This is a genomic window from Georgenia sp. H159 (assembly GCF_035607575.1).
Lineage (GTDB): Bacteria > Actinomycetota > Actinomycetes > Actinomycetales > Actinomycetaceae > Oceanitalea.
Genome location: NZ_JAYDZY010000014.1, coordinates 88,487 through 104,830 on the forward strand (window position 1 = coordinate 88,487; position 16,344 = coordinate 104,830).

Consider the following 16,344-nt stretch of genomic DNA (forward strand, 5'->3'; position numbering starts at 1 on the left):
CACCCGGCGAGCCCACGGCCGCCCGGCACGCCGCTCGGCTCAGGTGACGCCGAGGGACGCGAGGATCGAGGCGGGCAGCAGCGCGTAGCCGACGAAGGCGACGACGTCGAGGAGCGTGTGGGCGACGACGAGGGGCATGGTCCGCCGTCGTCGTCGGTAGTACTCGGCGAAGACAACGCCCATCGCCACGTTCGCCAGCCCCGGCCCGATGCCCTGGTAGAGGTGGTAGGCGCCGCGGAGGAGGGCGCTGGCGGCGACGACGGCGGCGGGTCGCCAGCCCATCTCCTCGAGCCGCTCGACGAGGTACCCGGCGGCGACGACCTCCTCCAGGAGCGCGTTCTTCAACGCGGCGAGGACGAGCACCGGCACCGTCCACCAGTACTGGTCGAGGGTCGCGGCCTGGACCTCGACGGTGATGCCGAGCGCCCGGCCCAGCGCGTACAGGCCCAGGCCCGGCACCCCGATGAGCGCGGTGAGGCCGACGCCCACGGCCAGGTCCCGGCCGGGACGCGCGAGCGTGAGCCCGATGCGGCTGGTGGCCCGCCGCCCGGGCTCGCTGAGCAGGAGCAGGGCGAGCGCCACGGGCACGAGGGCGAACCCGACGCTGAGCAGCTGGTAGACGAGGTCGAGGTAGGGGCGGGGGGAGCGGGAGGGGTTGAGGGCGGTCGCCTGGTCGCGCAGCGGGGTCGCCGCGGTGAGCCGGGCGACGATGTTGACCAGGGCGTAGACGGCCGACTGGCCCAGCGACAGGCCGAGGACGATCCACACCTCGGCGCGTGCACGCCACGGGCGCACGGGTGCGTGCGGGGCCGGCTCCATGGTGCGGTTATAGCAGCGTCGCCCCGACGCCGAGAGCGGGGTTGTGTCGGCCGTGCAGAGGAGAGCGCACCCCCATACGACGCCGAGAGCGGAGTTGTTGCGAAACAACTCCGCTCTCGGCGTGAGGGGGGAGGGGTCTTATGTCCGTGCGGTCTTGCCATGCGGACGGCGTTTGTCGGTGCCCGAACGACGGAACCTACGATGAGCGGACCATCCAGAGCAGCCGAGAGACCTGGCTCGTCGACGCTGCAGCAACCCGCCCGTCGGGTGCTCCCGCCAGGACCGATGGAGGAGTCCCGTGATCAGCCTGAGTGACGTGCGCAAGGTCTACGGCACGCGCGGTGACCGCGAGGTCGTGGCGCTCGACGGGATCGACCTCCACGTCCCCCGCGGCCAGATCCACGGGATCGTCGGTGAGTCCGGCGCCGGGAAGTCCACCCTCATCCGCTGCCTCACCGCCCTCGAGCGCCCCACCTCCGGGACCGTCGCGATCGATGGCGTCGCCCTCTCCGGGCTCGGGGAGCGGGCGCTGCGGCGGCAGCGGCTGCGGATCGGGATGGTGTTCCAGCACGTCAACCTCCTCGAGGCCCGGACGGCGGCGGCCAACGTCGCCTACCCGCTGCGGGTGGCCCGAGTACCCAGGCCCCGGCGGGCCGAGCGGGTCGCCGAGCTGCTCGAGCTCGTCGGCCTGTCCGACCGGGCGGACTCCTACCCCTCCCAGCTCTCCGGCGGGCAGAAGCAACGGGTGGGCATCGCCCGCGCGCTCGCCGCCGAGCCGGCCGTCCTCCTGTGCGACGAGCCGACCTCGGCGCTGGACTCGGACACCACCCGGCAGATCCTGCGCCTCATCCACGACGTGCGCGACAGGCTCGGCATCACCGTCCTCATCATCACCCACGAGATGTCGGTCGTGCGTGAGGTGTGCGACGCCGTGACGCTCCTCGACCGCGGGCGCGTCGTCCAGAGCGGGCCGATCGACGAGGTCACGAGCGAGCACGGCTCACGCCTGGCGCGCTCGCTCGTGCCACTGCCCCCCGCGCCGGCGGCCCCCGGACGGACCACGCTGGAGATTGCCTTCGCGGGTGGGACCGGCCGGGTGCTGGCCGCGGTCGCCGCACTCGGTGAGGACGTCGACGTGCCCGCCGGGACGATCGAGACCCTCGTCGGGACACGGGTCGGGCGGATGCGGCTCACCGTGCCCGTCGGCTCCGCCGCCGACGCAGGACGGTCCCTGCGCGCCGCGGGTATCCACGTCGAGGAGGTGGCGCAGTGAGCTGGGTCGAGGACGCCCTGACCAACCGGGTCATCACCGAGCAGCTCCCCTCGGCCACCCTCGAGACCGTCTGGATGACCGGGCTGTCCTCGCTGTTCACCGTGCTGCTCGGGCTGCCGCTCGGGCTGGCTCTCGTGGCGACGAGCCCGGGAGGTCTGCGACCGGCGCGCGCCGTCAACGCGGCGCTCTCCGTCGTCGTCAACGTCGGCAGGTCCTTCCCCTTCATCATCCTCATGATCGCGATCCTGCCGCTGACCCGGCTGCTCACCGGGACCACCTACGGCTGGCGCTCGGCCGTGGTGCCGCTGACGCTCGCGGCGATCCCGTTCTTCGCCCGCCTGGTGGAGACGGCCGTGCGCGACGTCAGCCCCGGGAAGGTGGAGGCGGCCCAGATGGTCGGGGCGTCCCGGCTGGGGATCGTCGGCGGGGTGCTCGTGCGCGAGGCGCTGCCTGCCCTCCTCGGAGGCGTGACGGTCACCGTCATCACGCTCGTCGGCTACTCCGCGATGGCGGGCGCGCTCGGTGCCGGCGGCCTCGGCGCCCTGGCCGTCAACCACGGCTACAACCGCTTCCAGACCGACGTCATGGTGGTGACCGTCGTCGTCATCATCGTCCTCGTCCAGCTCCTTCAGATGCTCGGTGACCTGGCCGTCCGCCTCGTCGACCACCGCTGACCCCCAACGAGAGGAATCCCTCCATGCGCACCACCCGACCCTTCGCGGCCCGTGCCCGGGTCGCCGCCGTCATCGGCGCCTCCGCCCTCCTGCTCGCCGCCTGCGGCGACGCCGGCAGCTCCGGCTCCGGAGGCGAGGAGGACACTGCCGGCACCCAGGACACCGCCGCCGACGGCGAGCCGCAGACCATCGTCGTCGGCGCGAGCCCCACCCCCCACGCCGAGATCCTCGAGTTCGTCCAGGAGAACCTCGCCGAGGACGCCGGCTTCACCCTCGAGATCGTCGAGTACACCGACTATGTCCAGCCCAACGTCCAGCTGGCCGAGGGCGAGCTCGACGCGAACTTCTTCCAGCACCTGCCCTACTACGAGGCCGAGGTCGCCGAGAAGGGCTACGACTTCGCGCACTTCGAGGGGGTGCACATCGAGCCCTACGGTGTGTACTCCGACAGCGTCGAGTCCCTCGACGAGCTGCCCGACGGCGCCCAGGTGGGTGTGCCGAACGACCCGTCGAACCAGGCGCGCGCCCTCGAGCTGCTCGCCGACGAGGGCCTGTTCACCCTCGCCGACGTCGCGGACCCCACCATCTTCGACGTGGCCGACAACCCGAAGGACGTCGAGCTCGTCGAGCTCGAGGCGGCCCAGCTGGTCCGCAGCCTGCAGGACTTCGACGCGGCCGTCATCAACGGCAACTACGCCCTCGAGGCGGACCTCAACCCCGCCGAGGACGCCATCGTCACCGAGTCGGGGGAGGGCAACCCCTACGCGAACCTGCTGGCCGTGCGCGCCGAGGACGTCGAGGACCCGGCGATCCTCGCCCTCGACGAGGCGCTCCACTCCGAGGACGTCCGCTCCTTCGTCGAGGAGCGCTGGCCCGACGCGGAGATCATCCCAGCCTTCTAACGCGCGCCCCCACCCCCCTTTCCTGACGCCGAGAGCGGAGTTGTTGCGAAACAACTCCGCTCTCGGCATGCAGGGGGAGGGGGTTATGTTGCGCGGCGGAGGCGCAGCGAGTTGGCGACGACGATGACGGAGCTGGCGGCCATCGCGGCGCCGGCGATCATCGGGTTGAGCAGACCGAGCGCGGCCAGCGGGATCGCGGCGACGTTGTAGGCGAAGGCCCAGAACAGGTTCTGCTTGATCACCCGCAGCGTCGCGCGGGAGACCGAGATCGACGTCGGGGCGGCCCGCAGGTCACCGGTCACCAGCGTGATGTCGCTCGCCTCGATCGCGACGTCGGTGCCCGTGCCCATCGCCAGGCCCAGACCCTGCTGACCCGCCTGGGCGAGCGCCGCGGCGTCGTTGACGCCGTCCCCGACCATCGCGACGACGCGTCCCTCGCCCTGGAGGCGAGCGACGACGTCGAGCTTGTCCTCGGGCAGCACCTCGGCGATGACGTCCTCGGCCGGGATGCCGACCTCGCGGGCGACCGCCTCGGCTGTCCGGCGGTTGTCGCCGGTGAGCAGCATCGGGCGCACCCCGAGGTCCCGCAGCCGGGCGACCGCCTCCGCAGAGGTGGCCTTGACGGTGTCGCGTACGGCGAGCACACCGCGTGCGGTGCCGTCCCAGGCGACGACGACGGCGGTCGCCCCCGTCTCCTCCGCCCCCCGGTGGTCGCGGGCGGTCGCGTCGTCGACGCCGACACCCTGCTCGGCGAGCCACGCCGGCCGGCCGACGAGGACGTCGCGGCCCCCGACCCGGCCCCGGACGCCGCGGCCGGCGTGGTTGGCGAAGTCGGTGACCTCCGGCAGGGTGCCGAGCTCGGCGGTGGCGCCGGCGGCGACGGCCTGCGCGATCGGGTGCTCGCTGGCCGACTCGACGGCGCCGGCGAGGCGCAGGACCTCGGTGCGGTCACCGGAGGTGAGGACGTCGGCGAGCTCCATGCGACCCTCGGTCACCGTGCCCGTCTTGTCGAGCACCATGGTGTCGATGCGGCGGGTGGACTCGAGGATCTCCGGGCCCTTGATGACGATGCCGAGCTGGGACGCCCGCCCCGAGCCGACGAGCAGGGCCGTCGGCGTGGCGAGCCCCAGGGCGCACGGGCAGGCGATGATGAGCACCGCGACGGCCGCGGTGAAGGCTGCCTGGACGTTGGCACCGGAGAGGAGCCACACGGCCAGCGTGGTCAGGGCGATGACGATGACGATCGGGACGAAGACCGCGGAGATGCGGTCCGCGAGCCGCTGGACCGGGGCCTTCCCGGTCTGGGCGCGGGTGACGAGCCGCCCGATCTGCGCGAGCGTCGTCTCCTCGCCCACGCGCGTGGCGCGGACGACGAGGCGGCCCGAGGAGTTGACCGTGGCGCCGGTGACCGGGTCACCGACACCGACGTCGACCGGCACCGGCTCGCCGGTGAGCATCGAGGTGTCGACGGCGGAGGCACCCTCGACGACGACGCCGTCGGTGGCCACCTTCTCCCCGGGTCGCACGACGAAGAGGTCGCCGGCGGCGAGCTGCGCGACGGGCACCCGCTCCTCGGTGCGCCCGCCCGCGGCGTCGACGCGGAGCCGCGCGACGTCCTTGGCGCCGAGGGACAGCAGGGAGCGCAGCGCGTCCCCGGCCCGACGGCGTGAGCGGGACTCCGCGTAGCGGCCGGCGAGGAGGAAGGTCGTCACGACCGCGGCGACCTCGAAGTAGAGCTCGGGCATGCCGACCTCGCCCAGGGCACCCTCGGCGGGGAAGAGCGCGGGGGTCATCCGCAGCCCGATCTCGCCGGTGCCACCCAGCAGCAGGGCCCACAGCGACCACAGGGTCGCAGCGGTCACGCCGAGGGACACGAGGGTGTCCATCGTCGAGGCGCCGTGCCGGGCCGCCTTGACGGCGGACCGGTGGAAGGGCCAGGCGCCCCAGGTGACGACGGGCAGCGCGAGGACCGCGACGACCCACTGCCAGCCCGCGAACTGCAGCGCCGGGATCATCGACAGCGCGACCACCGGCGCGGTGAGCGTGGCGGACACGCGCAGCCGGCGCAGCAGGTCGGTCTGTCGCTGCTCCGCGGGGGCGGAGGTGTCCTCACCGGCGTCGTGGCCGTGGGCCGCGAGCGTGTGCTCCTCACCGTCCGGGGCGGCGTCGTCGGCGGTGCGACGGCGCGTGACCGACCCGGAGTAGCCCGCCCGCTCGACGGCGGCCAGGAGGTCCTGGTCGCCGACGGGCTCCGCGAGGGTGACGTGGGCGCTCTCGGTGGCGAGGTTGACCGTCGCACTGACGCCGGGGACGGCGTTGAGCCGCTTCTCCACCCGACCGACGCAGGACGCGCAGGTCATCCCCTCGACGGCGAGGTCGACCTCACCGTAGGGCTCGTCGCTCGGGCCGCCGTGCCGGCGGGTGACCGTGGCGTCATAGCCGGCGCGGGAGACGGCACCCAGCAGGTCCTGGTCGGACACCTCCTGCTCGAGGGTGACGTGAGCGCTCTCGGTGGCGAGGTTGACCGTCGCACTGACGCCGGGCACGGCGTTGAGCCGCTTCTCCACCCGCGTGACGCAGGAGGCGCAGGTCATCCCCTCGACGGCGAGGTCGACCTCACCGAACGGTGTGCTGGTGCTGGTGCTGGTGGGGGATGACAAGACGACCTCCAGGTGGGTGTCGGGTGGCTCAGTTGTCGGCGTGGACGGCGGTGACCGTGTAGCCCGCCTCGTCGACCGCGGCACGCAGGGCGTCCTCGTCGAGGACGGCGTCGGAGACGACGGTGACCTCGGAGGTCTCGCCGTTGCGGAGGATGACGCTGACCTTCGTCACGTCCTTGACCTCCTCCAGCTCGCGGGTCACGGCGGACACGCAGTGCCCACAGGTCATGCCCTCGACCTCGAGGACGGTGGTGCGGTCGATGGGCGAGGGGTCGGTGCTCATGGGGTTCTCCTTGGGTTGGGACCGGCCGCGGGCGCGGCTCGGGTCAGGATCGGACGAGGCGCGCGATCGCGTCGCTCGCCTCGCGGACCTTCTCGGCGCCCTCCTCGGTGGAGGAACGGGCGGCGTCGACGACGCAGTGGCCGAGGTGGTCCTCGACCAGTCCGATGCCGACGGCCTGGAGCGCCTTGGTGACGGCCGAGATCTGGGTGAGGACGTCGATGCAGTAGACGTCCTCGTCGACCATCCGGGCGATGCCCCGGACCTGGCCCTCGATCCGCCGCAGGCGGCGGGCGTAGTCGTCCTTGGTACCGCTGTAGCCGGCCATGGTGTGCTCCCTTCCGTCAGTCGTAACGATATACCCCCTAGGGGTATGCCGTCACGTGACGGTCGTCACGGGAGCAGGTCGGACCCGTACTTGAGGATGATGGCGACGACGACGGCGCCCAGCCAGCCGAGCACAATGACGCCGTCCCACCCGGCCCGGATGAACCCGAGCGCCCGCTCGTGCGCCCTCGCCGGGAGGTAGAGGTTGTTCTCCCGCAGGTTGTAGTGCAGGAGTGTGGCGAAGACGAGCGTCGTGGAGAGCGTGACGAGCAGGCACCACGGGCACAGCGCACCGATGACGAACATCGACTGGAAGAACAGCCAGTACGCGAACACGAACCCGAGCGTGTAGACCACCTGCGCGGCGAACATGAACCAGCGCGGGAAGCGGACCCCGCCGAGGCCGGCGACGGCGATCGTGATGACCACCGGTTCGGCGACCAGCCCGAGGAAGGCGTTGGGGAAGCCGAACAGGCTCGCCTGCCACGCCACGCCGACGGTCCCGCAGCTCAGCGTGGAGCTGATGTTGCACGACAGCTGCGCGCCGGGGTCGGCGGCCAGCTCGATGGCGTCGGTCGCCAGCACGAAGGAGGCGAAGAGGCTGATGCAGGCGGACAGCAGCATGGTGCCGAAGATCCAGCCGTCGGTGTGGCGGATGCGGCGCAGGTCCAGGCGGGACCGAGGCTCGGTGGTGGTCACCCCGTCATCCTCCGGGCGATCCGGACGAATCGCCGCGGACCAAGGTCCCACGTCTCCTGATGGTGGCGGAGGTTTTCAGCCGACGTCGTCGAGGTGGTCGACGAGCGCCGCGGCCAGGCCGGTGTAGGTCGCGGGGGTGAGGGCGAGGAGCCGCTGCGCGACGTCGTCGGGCAGGCCGAGCCCCGCGATGAGGCCGCGCATGCCCTCCGCGTCCACCTCCCGGCCACGGGTCAGCTCTTTGAGCCGCTCGTAGGGGTCGGCCATGCCCTCGGCACCCGCGACGGACGCGGCTCGCATCGCGGACTGGACGGCCTCGCCGAGGACCTCCCAGGAGGAGTCGAGGTCACGCTCCATCGCGGCGGTGTCGACGTCGAGGCCGGCGAGGCCGCGCCGGACGTTGTCGACGGCGAGCAGCGAGTGCCCGAGGGCGACGCCGATGTTCCGCTGCGTCGTCGAGTCGGTGAGGTCGCGCTGGAGACGGGAGGTGACGAGCGTGGCGCCGAGCGTGTCGAGCAGCGCGGAGGAGATCTCGAGGTTCGCCTCGGCGTTCTCGAAGCGGATGGGGTTGACCTTGTGGGGCATCGTCGAGGAGCCCGTCGAGCCCTGCGCCGCCAGCCGCTGGCGGAAGTAGCCGAGCGAGATGTAGGTCCAGATGTCGGTGCACAGGTTGTGCAGCACCCGGTTGAACCGGGCGATGTCCGCGTAGAGCTCCGCCTGCCAGTCGTGCGGCTCGATCTGGGTCGTCAACGGGTTCCAGGTGAGCCCGAGGGCCTCGACGAAGGACCGGGAGACGGCCTGCCAGTCGGTCCCCGGGACGGACACGACGTGGGCGCCGTAGGTGCCCGTCGCGCCGTTGATCTTGCCCATGAACTCGGCGGCCGAGACGCGGCGCAGCTGGCGGCGGAGCCGGGCGGCGAGCACCGCCATCTCCTTGCCGAGGGTCGTCGGCGTCGCCGTCTGCCCGTGGGTGCGGGAGAGCATCGGCAGCTCGGCGGTCTCCCGGGCGAGCGCGGCGAGGTCCCCCGCCAGCCCGATGGCGGCGGGCAACCAGACCTGCCGGACGGCGTCGCGGATGGTCACGGCGTAGGACAGGTTGTTGACGTCCTCGCTCGTGCAGAAGATGTGGACGATCTCCCCGACCGCGGGCAGCGGGCTGTCCGGGCCGACGGCCGCTGCGGCCGCGGCCAGGCGCCGCTTGAGGAAGTACTCGACCGCCTTGACGTCGTGCCGCGTCTCGCGCTCGATCTCCGCGAGCTCGGCGATCTCGTCCGCGCCGAAGGAGTCGACGACGTCGCGCAGGTAGGCGACGTCCGCGTCGCTGAGCATCGGGGCGCCCGGGAGGGCGCCGATCGTCGTGAGGTGGACGAGCCAGGAGACCTCGACGTCGAGGCGTGCCCGGTTGAGCGCCGCCTCGGACAGGTGGTCCGCGAGCGGGGCGACGACGCCGCGGTAGCGGCCGTCGAGCGGACCGATCGCGACGGGCGGCTCGAGATCCGCGAGGGAGACGCGGTGCCGCCCGGGGGCTGCTGCGGTGCTTCCCGGGAGACTCGCGGACGACGTGCTGCTCTGGTACTCGCTCATGGCGTCCAGTCTTTCAGAGCCGGCCCGCTCGCCTCACCCTCGTCTCGCCGCGGGTGCGGCGGCGCCGGCGCCCGCTCAGGCCGAGGCGCGCAGCCGCTCCTTGAGGTGGGCGACGACGCCCTCGCAGGCCGGCAGGACCTCCTCGTAGGTGGTGACGAAGTCCGCGTCCTCACCGAAGTAGGGGTCGTCGACCTCGAGCTCGCCGGCCTCGACGGCGGACTCGTCGAAGCCGCGCAGGAGGTGGACCTTGGCCGCGTCCTCCGGCGTCGGGGCGATCCTGCGCAGCTCACGCTCGTGGCCGCGGTCCAGGGCGAGCACGAGGTCGACGGCGGCGAAGCTGCGGGAGGTGAACTGCTCGGCCCGGTGGCTCTCACCGTCCAGGCCGAACCGGCGCAGCGTGCTGACCGCGCGCGGGTCCGCCGGACCGCCGACGTGCCAGTCGCCCGTGCCGGCGGACACGACCTGCACCCTGTCCTGCAGACCCTCACGCTCGAGCAGGTCGCGCAGGATCACCTCGCCCATGGGGGAGCGGCAGATGTTCCCGGTGCAGACGAACGAGACGGTGAAGGGGGGCATGACCGCATTCTCACCCGCCGCCCGGGCGAAGGCCACCGACGGGTCCGCGGCCGGCAGCTGCGATGCGCAACAGCTCGGCGCCGCGTCGGTGCGGTCCCCAGCGCCCGCGCCCGCCCCGGAAGGGCGTCGGCGGCCCTGCATAGCGTCGGGCCAGGTGGACGGAGGAGGAGGAGATGGCATCGAGCTGCACGCCGGGCGTCGCCGGGTGGGGCGGGGCGGGCGACGGGTGCGTCGCCGTCGATGACGCGCTGCGTCTGGTCGGGGTCGTCGAGGACGCCCTGCGCGGCGCCCTGCCCGAGCAGTGGCAGTCCGCGGCCGCTGACGAGTGCACCGCGCGCCTCGGGGAGCTGCTGCTCCACGCCGCCCGGTTGGAGGACCTCGTGCGGACGGCGCGGCTGCGTGCCACGGAGCTCTCGGCAGCGGTCGAGGCGGCGCGGGGCGGGCCGTGACCGCCCTCCTGCACAGCGACGACGCGGACGGCGCCCCGGTCGGGCCCGACGTGCGTCACCGGACCGCGGTCCACGTCCGTGGTGGTGTCGGCGCGACGAGGGTCGACCCCGATGAGCTGCGGGGCATCGAGTCCCGCCTCGAGGAGGTCGTCGTGGAGGTGTCCCACCTCGAGGCGGCTCTCATGTCCGGCGCGAGAGGTTTCGCGCTGGACGCCGCCGCGGCGCCGGCCCTGGCCGCGGCGGCCGACGACGCCGTCGACACCGCCGTCCACGACCGGTGGGGATCCCAGCGACTGGGTGAGGAGGCCTTCGGGCTGCTCATGTCCGTGCGGTACGCCCGGCTGCTCTACCAGGAGGCCGAGCTCGCGGTCCACGCCCGGACGCCAGCACCCTCGTGGCTCCAGCACCTGCTGGTGCTCCTCTCGCCCGGCCAGTCCACCGTCGACGCGGTGCGGTCGGTCGGCGCGCGGCTCACACTCGTGGGGCGCCTGCCGGGCACCGAGCCGAGCACCGGGGCGGGGTACGCGCTCGACGGCATCGGCGAGATCCTCAACCTCGTCCACGGCGATGACGACCTGCCACCGGACGGCATCGCGCTGGACGGGGCGGTCCGGGAGCTGGGGGACCGCGGCCAGTACGTCGTCCCGTGGTTCCTCGTCCCCCGGCCCTTCACCTACGACGGCCGCACGATCGACCCCGACCACGTCACCGCAGCCCAGCGACTCGCCATCCCGCTCTCCGTCGCCGTCCACGCCCTCACCGGCCGACGGCCGGGCAGCGCGACCGACCTCCGGCTCACCGTGGCCGCGCCGCGCGAGGTGCCGCCCGCCCCGGACCTGCCCGCGGTCGTCGACAGCCTCCGCGCCGTCCACCAGGACCACGGCGCCACGCCCGGCACCCTGGAGGTCCGGCGGACCGAGCACCCGGACGGGACGCGCAGCTGGACGGTCCTGCTGCCGAGCACCCAGGCGATGGTGCCGGGGGGCCCCAACCCGGTGGACAACCTTACCAACCTGGAGACCTTCGGCGGTCTGGTGAGCGACGTCGAGATCGGGGCGGCACGGGCGATGGAGCTGGCCGGGATCCCTCCGGACGAACCGGTCGCCGTCGTCGGCTTCAGCCAGGGCGGCATCGTCGCCATGCGGCTCGCGGCGGACCCGCTGGTGCGCAGGCGCTACGCCATCTCGACCGTGGTGACCGCCGGCTCGCCCGTGGGCCACCTGCCCACCCCGGCGGACACCGAGGTGCTGCACCTGGAGCACCTCGAGGACCCCTTCGTCGGGCTCGACGGGACCTCCAACCCGGAGGAGGCGGCCCGCACCACGGTGAGCAGGTCACTGGCCACCGGAACCACCGGGGAGCTCCGCTTCGAGGTCCCGCCGGGGGAGTCGCACTCGATCAGCGAGTACGCGCGGACCGCCGAGATCGCGCTGGCGGCGCACGAGGTGTCGGTGGCCCACACGTCCGAGCGGCTGGCGGCCATCACGGGTGGTCCCGGCGCGACGGTGACGGCGCGGGCCTTCACGCTCGAGCGGGCCGGGCCGTGAGCGCTCAGTCGCGGTCGGGCGAGAGGATCGCGTTGAGCACCCAGCTGATCACCGAGATGATGACCGCCGCCAGCAGCGCCCACCAGAACCCGTCGACGTACAGCCCCCACTCGGTGAAGCTGGTGAGCCAGCTCGTGAGCATGAGCATGAGGGCGTTGATCACCAGGCTGAACAGCCCGAGCGTGAGGATGGTCAGCGGCAGCGCGAAGAGGTGGACGATCGGCTTCACGACGAGGTTGACCAGGGTGAAGACCAGGCCGACGACCGCGACCACGACGACCTGCTCCCACCCCTCCCGCTCGGTGAGCGAGATCCCGGTGAGGAACAGCGAGGTGACCCAGATGGCGACCGAGCTGACGAGGAGGCGCACGAGGAACCGCATGGCCAGATCGTGCCATGCCGAGGACCCCGCGTGGAGTGCGATCATGGCGCCATGGCTCCTGCGTTCCGATTCCGCGCGGACATCGACTCCCTCCCGGCCTACGTCCCCGGTCAGCGCCCGCCGGCCGGCCACTCGACGTACAAGCTGTCCTCGAACGAGAACCCCTTCCCGCCGTCCGCCGCCGTGCTCGCCGCGGTCGCCGATGCTGCCGCCGACCTCAACCGGTACCCGGACATGTACGCCACCGAGCTGGTCGCCGCGATCGCCGCCCACCTCGGCACGGAGCCCGACCGCGTCGCCGTGGGCAACGGCTCGGTCGCCGTCCTGGAGACCGTGCTCAAGGCCGCCTGCCGTCCCGGGGACGAGGTCGTGCACGCCTGGCGCTCCTTCGAGGCGTACCCGATCGCGATCCAGGTGGCCGGAGCCACCGGAGTCCGCGTGCCGGTCCGGGAGGACGGGAGCCACGACCTCGTCGCCATGGCGGACGCGATCACCGACCGCACCCGCGTCGTCCTCGTGTGCAGCCCCAACAACCCGACCGGGACGGTCGTGCACGACGACGAGATGTGGGCGTTCCTCGCCCGCGTGCCCCGCGGTGTGCTCGTCGTCATGGACGAGGCCTACGTGGAGTTCGTCCGCGACGACGACGCAGCGGACGGGCTCGCACTGGCGGCCGAGTTCAAGAACGTGCTCGTCCTGCGGACGTTCTCCAAGGCCTACGGGCTCGCGGGCCTGCGGGTCGGGTACGCGGTGGCACGCCCCCGGCTGATCCGGGGTCTGCGCTCGGCGTCGACCCCGTTCGGCGTCAATGCCCTGGCACAGGCCGCGGCGCTCACCGTCCTGCGCGAGGCGAAGGACGTGGCCGTCCGCTGCGAGCGGATCATCGCCGAGCGCACGCGCGTGCTCGCGGCGCTGCGTGAGACGGGCTGGACGGTCCCGGAGGCGCAGGGCAACTTCTACTGGCTGGAGGTCGGTCGGCACGCGGTGTCCTTCGCCCGCGAGGCTGCCGCCAGCGGTGCCGTGGTGCGAGCATTCGACGGGGAGGGGGTGCGCGTGAGCGTGGGGGAGATCGAGGGGAACGACTCGGTGCTCCGTCTCGCCGCGCAGTGGCAGCGGATGAGGGTGTCCTGAGCCACGAGCGGTGCCCCGCAGTGGGCCGTGCGCTGCACCTCCCCCCGACGACAGCACTGCGCCCCTCCGCTGGTCGGAAGGGCGCAGTGGGCGTCGTACGCGGGGGACTCAGGCGTCCACGGCCACCGGCTGCGGCTCGGTGGTGCGCTCGAGGCGACGGCCGATAAGCCCGTCGACGCTGAACCGTCCGCCGCCGAGCACGACGAGCAGGAGCAGACCGGCGAGCAGGGCGAGGACGAGCTCGTAGCCGTTGTTCTCGACGAACAGGCCGTTCGGGGCGTGGACGATGAAGAACGCACCCAGGAGGCTGACCATGTTGAGGGCGGCCATGAGTGGGGTGAGGAGCCCGAGGATGAGGGCGGCGCCCCCGACGAGCTCGACGACGGTGACGAACACCGCGGCCGCTTCGGCGGCCGGGACGCCCATGTCGCCGAAGAAGGCGGCCGTGCCGGCGAGGGTGAACTCGGTGAGCTTCTGCCATCCGTGCACGAAGAGGATGAGGCCGATGGCGACACGGGAGATGAGGAGCGCGGCGTCGAGGACGGTGGTGGACGCGGAGCCGGGGTGGAGCAGGAGTCGCATGGGAGTGGAACTGTCCTATCGCTTGGTCGTGGGGTCGGTCAGCTCGCCGATCCAGTCGGCGAGCTCGGCGACGGTGTCGTCGCTGAGGGTGTGGCCGCCGGGGTCTCGACGGCCGTGGACGGTGGCACCGGAGTCGCCGTGGAGGTAGGTCCACGTCCGGCTGAGCAGCTCGGCGGGGATAACGGTGTCCGTGTCGCCGTGGGCGACGAACACCGGCGTCCCGGCGAGCCGGTTCGCCGTCACCGGCACGCCGGCGTCGAACGGCAGCGTGCCGTGGAGGATCGCGGCACCGGCGAACCTGGCCGGGTCGCTGAGCAGCAGGCCGCCGGCGAAGGCGGCACCCCCGCTGAAGCCGACGAGGACGACCGGGCGGCGCCCGGGCGCGACGTCGTCGAGCCAGGCGTGGAACCAGGCCATCGTCTCGGCCAGGGAGTCGGCGACCGGGCGTCCGACGCCGCGGTTGGCGAACCAGGCGTAGCCGCCCCCCTCGGCGATCGGTGCGCGGACCGCCGCGTAGGTGGGTGCGAACGGCAGGTCGTCCGCGATCCCGATGATGCCGCGCTCGTCGGCGCCGCGGCCGTGCAGCAGCACGACCAGCGGACGGTCCGCCTCGTCAGCGCCCTGCCAGGCAACGACCGGATGCCCGGTCATCGTCCTGGTCCCGGACGGGCCGGCTCGGACTCGGGCACTATGCGGCCGGCCGTCCGCACGCCGGACCAGCGGGTCAGCTCGGCGGCGAGGTCGAGGCGCTCGACGGGGGCGGCGTTCTCGAAGGCGCCCCAGTGCTCTCGCGGGAGCATCCACATGATCTCGAACTCGTTGCCGTCGGGGTCTGCGCCGTAGATGCTCTTCGTGGCGCCGTGGCTGGACTCACCGGTGTACGCCCCGGCGTCACGCAGCGCCGTCCGCGCCGCAGCGAGCTCGTCGATGGTGTCGAGCTGCCAGGCCAGGTGGTAGAGCCCGATGCCGCCCCGGCCCTGGGACGCCGCGGCCGAGTCGACCTGGAACAGGCCGAGGTCGTGGTGGTTGCCGGAGCGGGGCAGCCGCAGGAACGCGGCATTGGCGCGGGGCTCCCGGGCGGCCACCTGCATGCCGAACACGCCGGTGTAGAACCGTTCGGCGCGCTGGAGGTCCGCGACGAACAGGACGGCGTGGTTCAGCCGGACGGGTGAGAACGGCATCGGTACTCTCCTCTGCTCAGTTCTGGACGGCGAAGCCGCCGGTCCAGGAGATCTTCTCGCCGGCGGCGAGGGTCATCTGCAGGAAGCCGACGGCCTCCAGCTCGCGCGCCCGCCGCAGCGAGCCGGCGTCGACGGTGCGCAGGCCGCCGGCAATGATGACCTCGGTCAGCCGGGCCTTGGCGTCCGCGTCGTCACCTGCGACGAGCACGGTGGTCGGCTGACCACCGACGCTGCCAGACGCCAGGGTGGCGGCGAAGTTGGTGTTGAACGCCTTAATGACCTGCGAGCTCGGCAGCGCGGCGGTGAGCTCCGCGGTGGCTGAGGAGTCCGTCGGCACGACGAGCCCGTCGAACGTCTCCATGTTCACCGGGTTGGTGATGTCGACGACGACCTTGCCGGCCAGCTGGTCCGCGCGCTGCGCCAGGACCTCCCTGAGCGCCGGGTAGTAGACCGCGAGAACGACAATCTCCCCCGAGACGGGCTGGTCGACGTCCTTGCTGCCGAGCAGCTGGACGGTGTTGCCGCCCTTCTCGACGAGGCCCGCGATGGCCTGGCCCATGTTGCCCTTGCCGAGGATGGTGACGTGTGCCATGAGTGCCTCCTGGTGACTGTGTCGACAAGCCCGATTGGTTGTCGCTACAAGTGACGCTAGCAGGCTTTGGTTGTCGCAACAACCTTTGTGGCAGACTGATCCCATGGACACGGAGTGGCTGACGAGGGACGAGCTGGCGGCGTGGGTGCGGCTGGTCGCGCTCGTCGAGCTGCTGCCCGGCGTGCTCAACGCGCAGCTGCGCCAGGACGCGGAGCTGACGCACTTCGAGTACTACGTCCTCGCGATGCTCTCCGAGGCGGAGGGCAGCACGCTTCGGATGACAGAGCTGGCCGCGTTGACGAACGCGACGCTGGCGCGACTCTCCCACGTCGTGCGCCGTCTGCAGGAGCGCGGGCTGGTGGAGCGGTTCCCGTGCCCGGAGGACGGCCGAGCGACGAACGCCCGACTGACCGACGTCGGCCGCCGCACGGTCGAGGAGGCCGCCCCCGGGCACGTCGCCCATGTGCGCCGGTACGTCATCGACGCGCTGACGCCGGAGCAGGTGGGTCAGCTCACCGCGATCGGCGACGCGGTCCTGGCACGACTCGACCCCGCGGGCGCGATGCGGCCCATGGTCCAGCGGTATGACGGCACCGCTGATGAGCGTGCAATGCCCTAGACGGTATGGCGTGACCGGCTCGTCGTGAGGCGGTTGCGGGCCGGGGCCTCGCTCACGAGATTCGTGGGTT

Annotated in this window: 19 protein-coding genes; 7 read left to right on the forward strand and 12 right to left on the reverse strand. The window is 72.5% G+C overall.

The features are described from left to right. Window positions 1–39: 39 nt before the first annotated feature. Entirely contained in the window at window positions 40–819 is a 780-nt protein-coding gene (locus VR894_RS16870) for a CPBP family intramembrane glutamic endopeptidase (protein ID WP_324653417.1), read from the reverse strand. A gap of 298 nt (window positions 820–1,117) precedes the next feature. Between VR894_RS16870 and VR894_RS16875 the strand changes: the two genes are divergently transcribed. From VR894_RS16875 to VR894_RS16885, 3 genes are read left to right on the forward strand one after another with little or no spacing between them, the layout of a single operon-like run. Next, on the forward strand, window positions 1,118–2,092 hold the full coding sequence (locus VR894_RS16875; RefSeq protein WP_324653418.1) for a methionine ABC transporter ATP-binding protein: 975 nt from the start codon (window positions 1,118–1,120) through the stop codon (window positions 2,090–2,092). After that, the gene (locus VR894_RS16880; RefSeq protein WP_324653419.1) at window positions 2,089–2,766 is read left to right on the forward strand and encodes a methionine ABC transporter permease; all 678 of its coding nucleotides are present in this window, start codon (window positions 2,089–2,091) and stop codon (window positions 2,764–2,766) included. Before VR894_RS16875 ends, VR894_RS16880 begins: the two co-directional genes overlap by 4 nt. Before the next feature lie 23 nt (window positions 2,767–2,789). Then, on the forward strand, window positions 2,790–3,668 hold the full coding sequence (locus VR894_RS16885) for a MetQ/NlpA family ABC transporter substrate-binding protein (protein ID WP_324653420.1): 879 nt from the start codon (window positions 2,790–2,792) through the stop codon (window positions 3,666–3,668). Between the two features lie 83 nt (window positions 3,669–3,751). Here the strand turns inward: VR894_RS16885 and VR894_RS16890 are convergent, their stop codons facing one another. From VR894_RS16890 to VR894_RS16915, 6 genes are all read right to left on the reverse strand, one after another. Beyond that, window positions 3,752–6,328, reverse strand: a complete 2,577-nt coding sequence (locus VR894_RS16890; RefSeq protein WP_324653421.1) for a heavy metal translocating P-type ATPase — start codon at window positions 6,326–6,328, stop codon at window positions 3,752–3,754. 28 nt (window positions 6,329–6,356) lie between these two features. Then, on the reverse strand, window positions 6,357–6,611 hold the full coding sequence (locus tag VR894_RS16895) for a heavy-metal-associated domain-containing protein (protein ID WP_324653422.1): 255 nt from the start codon (window positions 6,609–6,611) through the stop codon (window positions 6,357–6,359). A gap of 43 nt (window positions 6,612–6,654) precedes the next feature. Then, entirely contained in the window at window positions 6,655–6,936 is a 282-nt protein-coding gene (locus VR894_RS16900) for a metal-sensitive transcriptional regulator (RefSeq protein ID WP_324653423.1), read from the reverse strand. Between the two features lie 65 nt (window positions 6,937–7,001). After that, window positions 7,002–7,634 (reverse strand): vitamin K epoxide reductase family protein, encoded by a 633-nt coding sequence (locus VR894_RS16905; RefSeq protein WP_324653424.1) that lies wholly within the window; start codon window positions 7,632–7,634, stop codon window positions 7,002–7,004. A 75-nt stretch (window positions 7,635–7,709) separates the two neighbouring features. Beyond that, the gene (gene purB / locus VR894_RS16910; RefSeq protein WP_324653425.1) at window positions 7,710–9,215 is read right to left on the reverse strand and encodes an adenylosuccinate lyase; all 1,506 of its coding nucleotides are present in this window, start codon (window positions 9,213–9,215) and stop codon (window positions 7,710–7,712) included. A 75-nt stretch (window positions 9,216–9,290) separates the two neighbouring features. Beyond that, window positions 9,291–9,791: a low molecular weight protein-tyrosine-phosphatase gene (locus VR894_RS16915; RefSeq protein WP_324653426.1), complete on the reverse strand. Its 501-nt coding sequence runs from the start codon at window positions 9,789–9,791 to the stop codon at window positions 9,291–9,293. Window positions 9,792–9,964: 173 nt separating this feature from the next. On the opposite strand from VR894_RS16915, the gene VR894_RS16920 reads away from it, so the two are divergent. Both VR894_RS16920 and VR894_RS16925 read left to right on the forward strand, forming a co-directional pair. Then, window positions 9,965–10,240 carry a hypothetical protein gene (locus VR894_RS16920; protein ID WP_324653427.1) on the forward strand — a complete coding sequence of 92 codons (276 nt, stop codon included), beginning with the start codon at window positions 9,965–9,967 and terminating at the stop codon, window positions 10,238–10,240. After that, window positions 10,237–11,787 carry a hypothetical protein gene (locus tag VR894_RS16925; RefSeq protein WP_324653428.1) on the forward strand — a complete coding sequence of 517 codons (1,551 nt, stop codon included), beginning with the start codon at window positions 10,237–10,239 and terminating at the stop codon, window positions 11,785–11,787. The genes VR894_RS16920 and VR894_RS16925 overlap by 4 nt, the downstream gene beginning before the upstream one ends. A gap of 4 nt (window positions 11,788–11,791) precedes the next feature. On the opposite strand, the gene VR894_RS16930 is transcribed toward VR894_RS16925, so the two are convergent. After that, window positions 11,792–12,214, reverse strand: coding sequence for a phage holin family protein (locus VR894_RS16930; protein ID WP_324653430.1), 423 nt, complete (start codon window positions 12,212–12,214; stop codon window positions 11,792–11,794). Window positions 12,215–12,220: 6 nt separating this feature from the next. Between VR894_RS16930 and hisC the strand changes: the two genes are divergently transcribed. After that, window positions 12,221–13,300, forward strand: coding sequence for a histidinol-phosphate transaminase (gene hisC, locus VR894_RS16935; protein WP_324653432.1), 1,080 nt, complete (start codon window positions 12,221–12,223; stop codon window positions 13,298–13,300). 108 nt (window positions 13,301–13,408) lie between these two features. Here hisC and VR894_RS16940 read toward each other — a convergent pair whose 3' ends face one another. Genes VR894_RS16940 through VR894_RS16955 form a run of 4 tightly spaced genes read right to left on the reverse strand, consistent with a single transcriptional unit; the run spans window position 13,409 to window position 15,655 of the window. Continuing rightward, entirely contained in the window at window positions 13,409–13,882 is a 474-nt protein-coding gene (locus VR894_RS16940; protein ID WP_324653433.1) for a DoxX family protein, read from the reverse strand. Window positions 13,883–13,897: 15 nt separating this feature from the next. Next, window positions 13,898–14,533 (reverse strand): serine esterase, encoded by a 636-nt coding sequence (locus tag VR894_RS16945; protein WP_324653434.1) that lies wholly within the window; start codon window positions 14,531–14,533, stop codon window positions 13,898–13,900. Beyond that, window positions 14,530–15,063: a VOC family protein gene (locus tag VR894_RS16950; RefSeq protein ID WP_324653435.1), complete on the reverse strand. Its 534-nt coding sequence runs from the start codon at window positions 15,061–15,063 to the stop codon at window positions 14,530–14,532. Before VR894_RS16950 ends, VR894_RS16945 begins: the two co-directional genes overlap by 4 nt. Before the next feature lie 16 nt (window positions 15,064–15,079). Then, complete coding sequence (locus VR894_RS16955) at window positions 15,080–15,655, reverse strand: NADPH-dependent F420 reductase (RefSeq protein WP_324653436.1); 576 nt, start codon at window positions 15,653–15,655, stop codon at window positions 15,080–15,082. Window positions 15,656–15,758: 103 nt separating this feature from the next. Here VR894_RS16955 and VR894_RS16960 point away from each other — a divergent pair, with 103 nt between their 5' ends. Beyond that, entirely contained in the window at window positions 15,759–16,274 is a 516-nt protein-coding gene (locus VR894_RS16960; RefSeq protein ID WP_324653438.1) for a MarR family winged helix-turn-helix transcriptional regulator, read from the forward strand. The last annotated feature ends 70 nt before the right edge of the window (window positions 16,275–16,344 follow it).

Coding starts and splice junctions, on each gene's coding strand:
- VR894_RS16940 (WP_324653433.1), bottom strand. CDS start 13,882: ATGCGACTCCTGCTCCACCCCGGCTCCGCGTCCACCACCGTCCTCGAC.
- VR894_RS16945 (WP_324653434.1), bottom strand. CDS start 14,533: ATGACCGGGCATCCGGTCGTTGCCTGGCAGGGCGCTGACGAGGCGGAC.
- VR894_RS16900 (WP_324653423.1), bottom strand. CDS start 6,936: ATGGCCGGCTACAGCGGTACCAAGGACGACTACGCCCGCCGCCTGCGG.
- VR894_RS16960 (WP_324653438.1), top strand. CDS start 15,759: ATGGACACGGAGTGGCTGACGAGGGACGAGCTGGCGGCGTGGGTGCGG.
- VR894_RS16950 (WP_324653435.1), bottom strand. CDS start 15,063: ATGCCGTTCTCACCCGTCCGGCTGAACCACGCCGTCCTGTTCGTCGCG.
- VR894_RS16930 (WP_324653430.1), bottom strand. CDS start 12,214: ATGATCGCACTCCACGCGGGGTCCTCGGCATGGCACGATCTGGCCATG.
- purB (WP_324653425.1), bottom strand. CDS start 9,215: ATGAGCGAGTACCAGAGCAGCACGTCGTCCGCGAGTCTCCCGGGAAGC.
- VR894_RS16955 (WP_324653436.1), bottom strand. CDS start 15,655: ATGGCACACGTCACCATCCTCGGCAAGGGCAACATGGGCCAGGCCATC.
- VR894_RS16870 (WP_324653417.1), bottom strand. CDS start 819: ATGGAGCCGGCCCCGCACGCACCCGTGCGCCCGTGGCGTGCACGCGCC.
- VR894_RS16920 (WP_324653427.1), top strand. CDS start 9,965: ATGGCATCGAGCTGCACGCCGGGCGTCGCCGGGTGGGGCGGGGCGGGC.
- VR894_RS16895 (WP_324653422.1), bottom strand. CDS start 6,611: ATGAGCACCGACCCCTCGCCCATCGACCGCACCACCGTCCTCGAGGTC.
- VR894_RS16915 (WP_324653426.1), bottom strand. CDS start 9,791: ATGCCCCCCTTCACCGTCTCGTTCGTCTGCACCGGGAACATCTGCCGC.
- hisC (WP_324653432.1), top strand. CDS start 12,221: ATGGCTCCTGCGTTCCGATTCCGCGCGGACATCGACTCCCTCCCGGCC.
- VR894_RS16885 (WP_324653420.1), top strand. CDS start 2,790: ATGCGCACCACCCGACCCTTCGCGGCCCGTGCCCGGGTCGCCGCCGTC.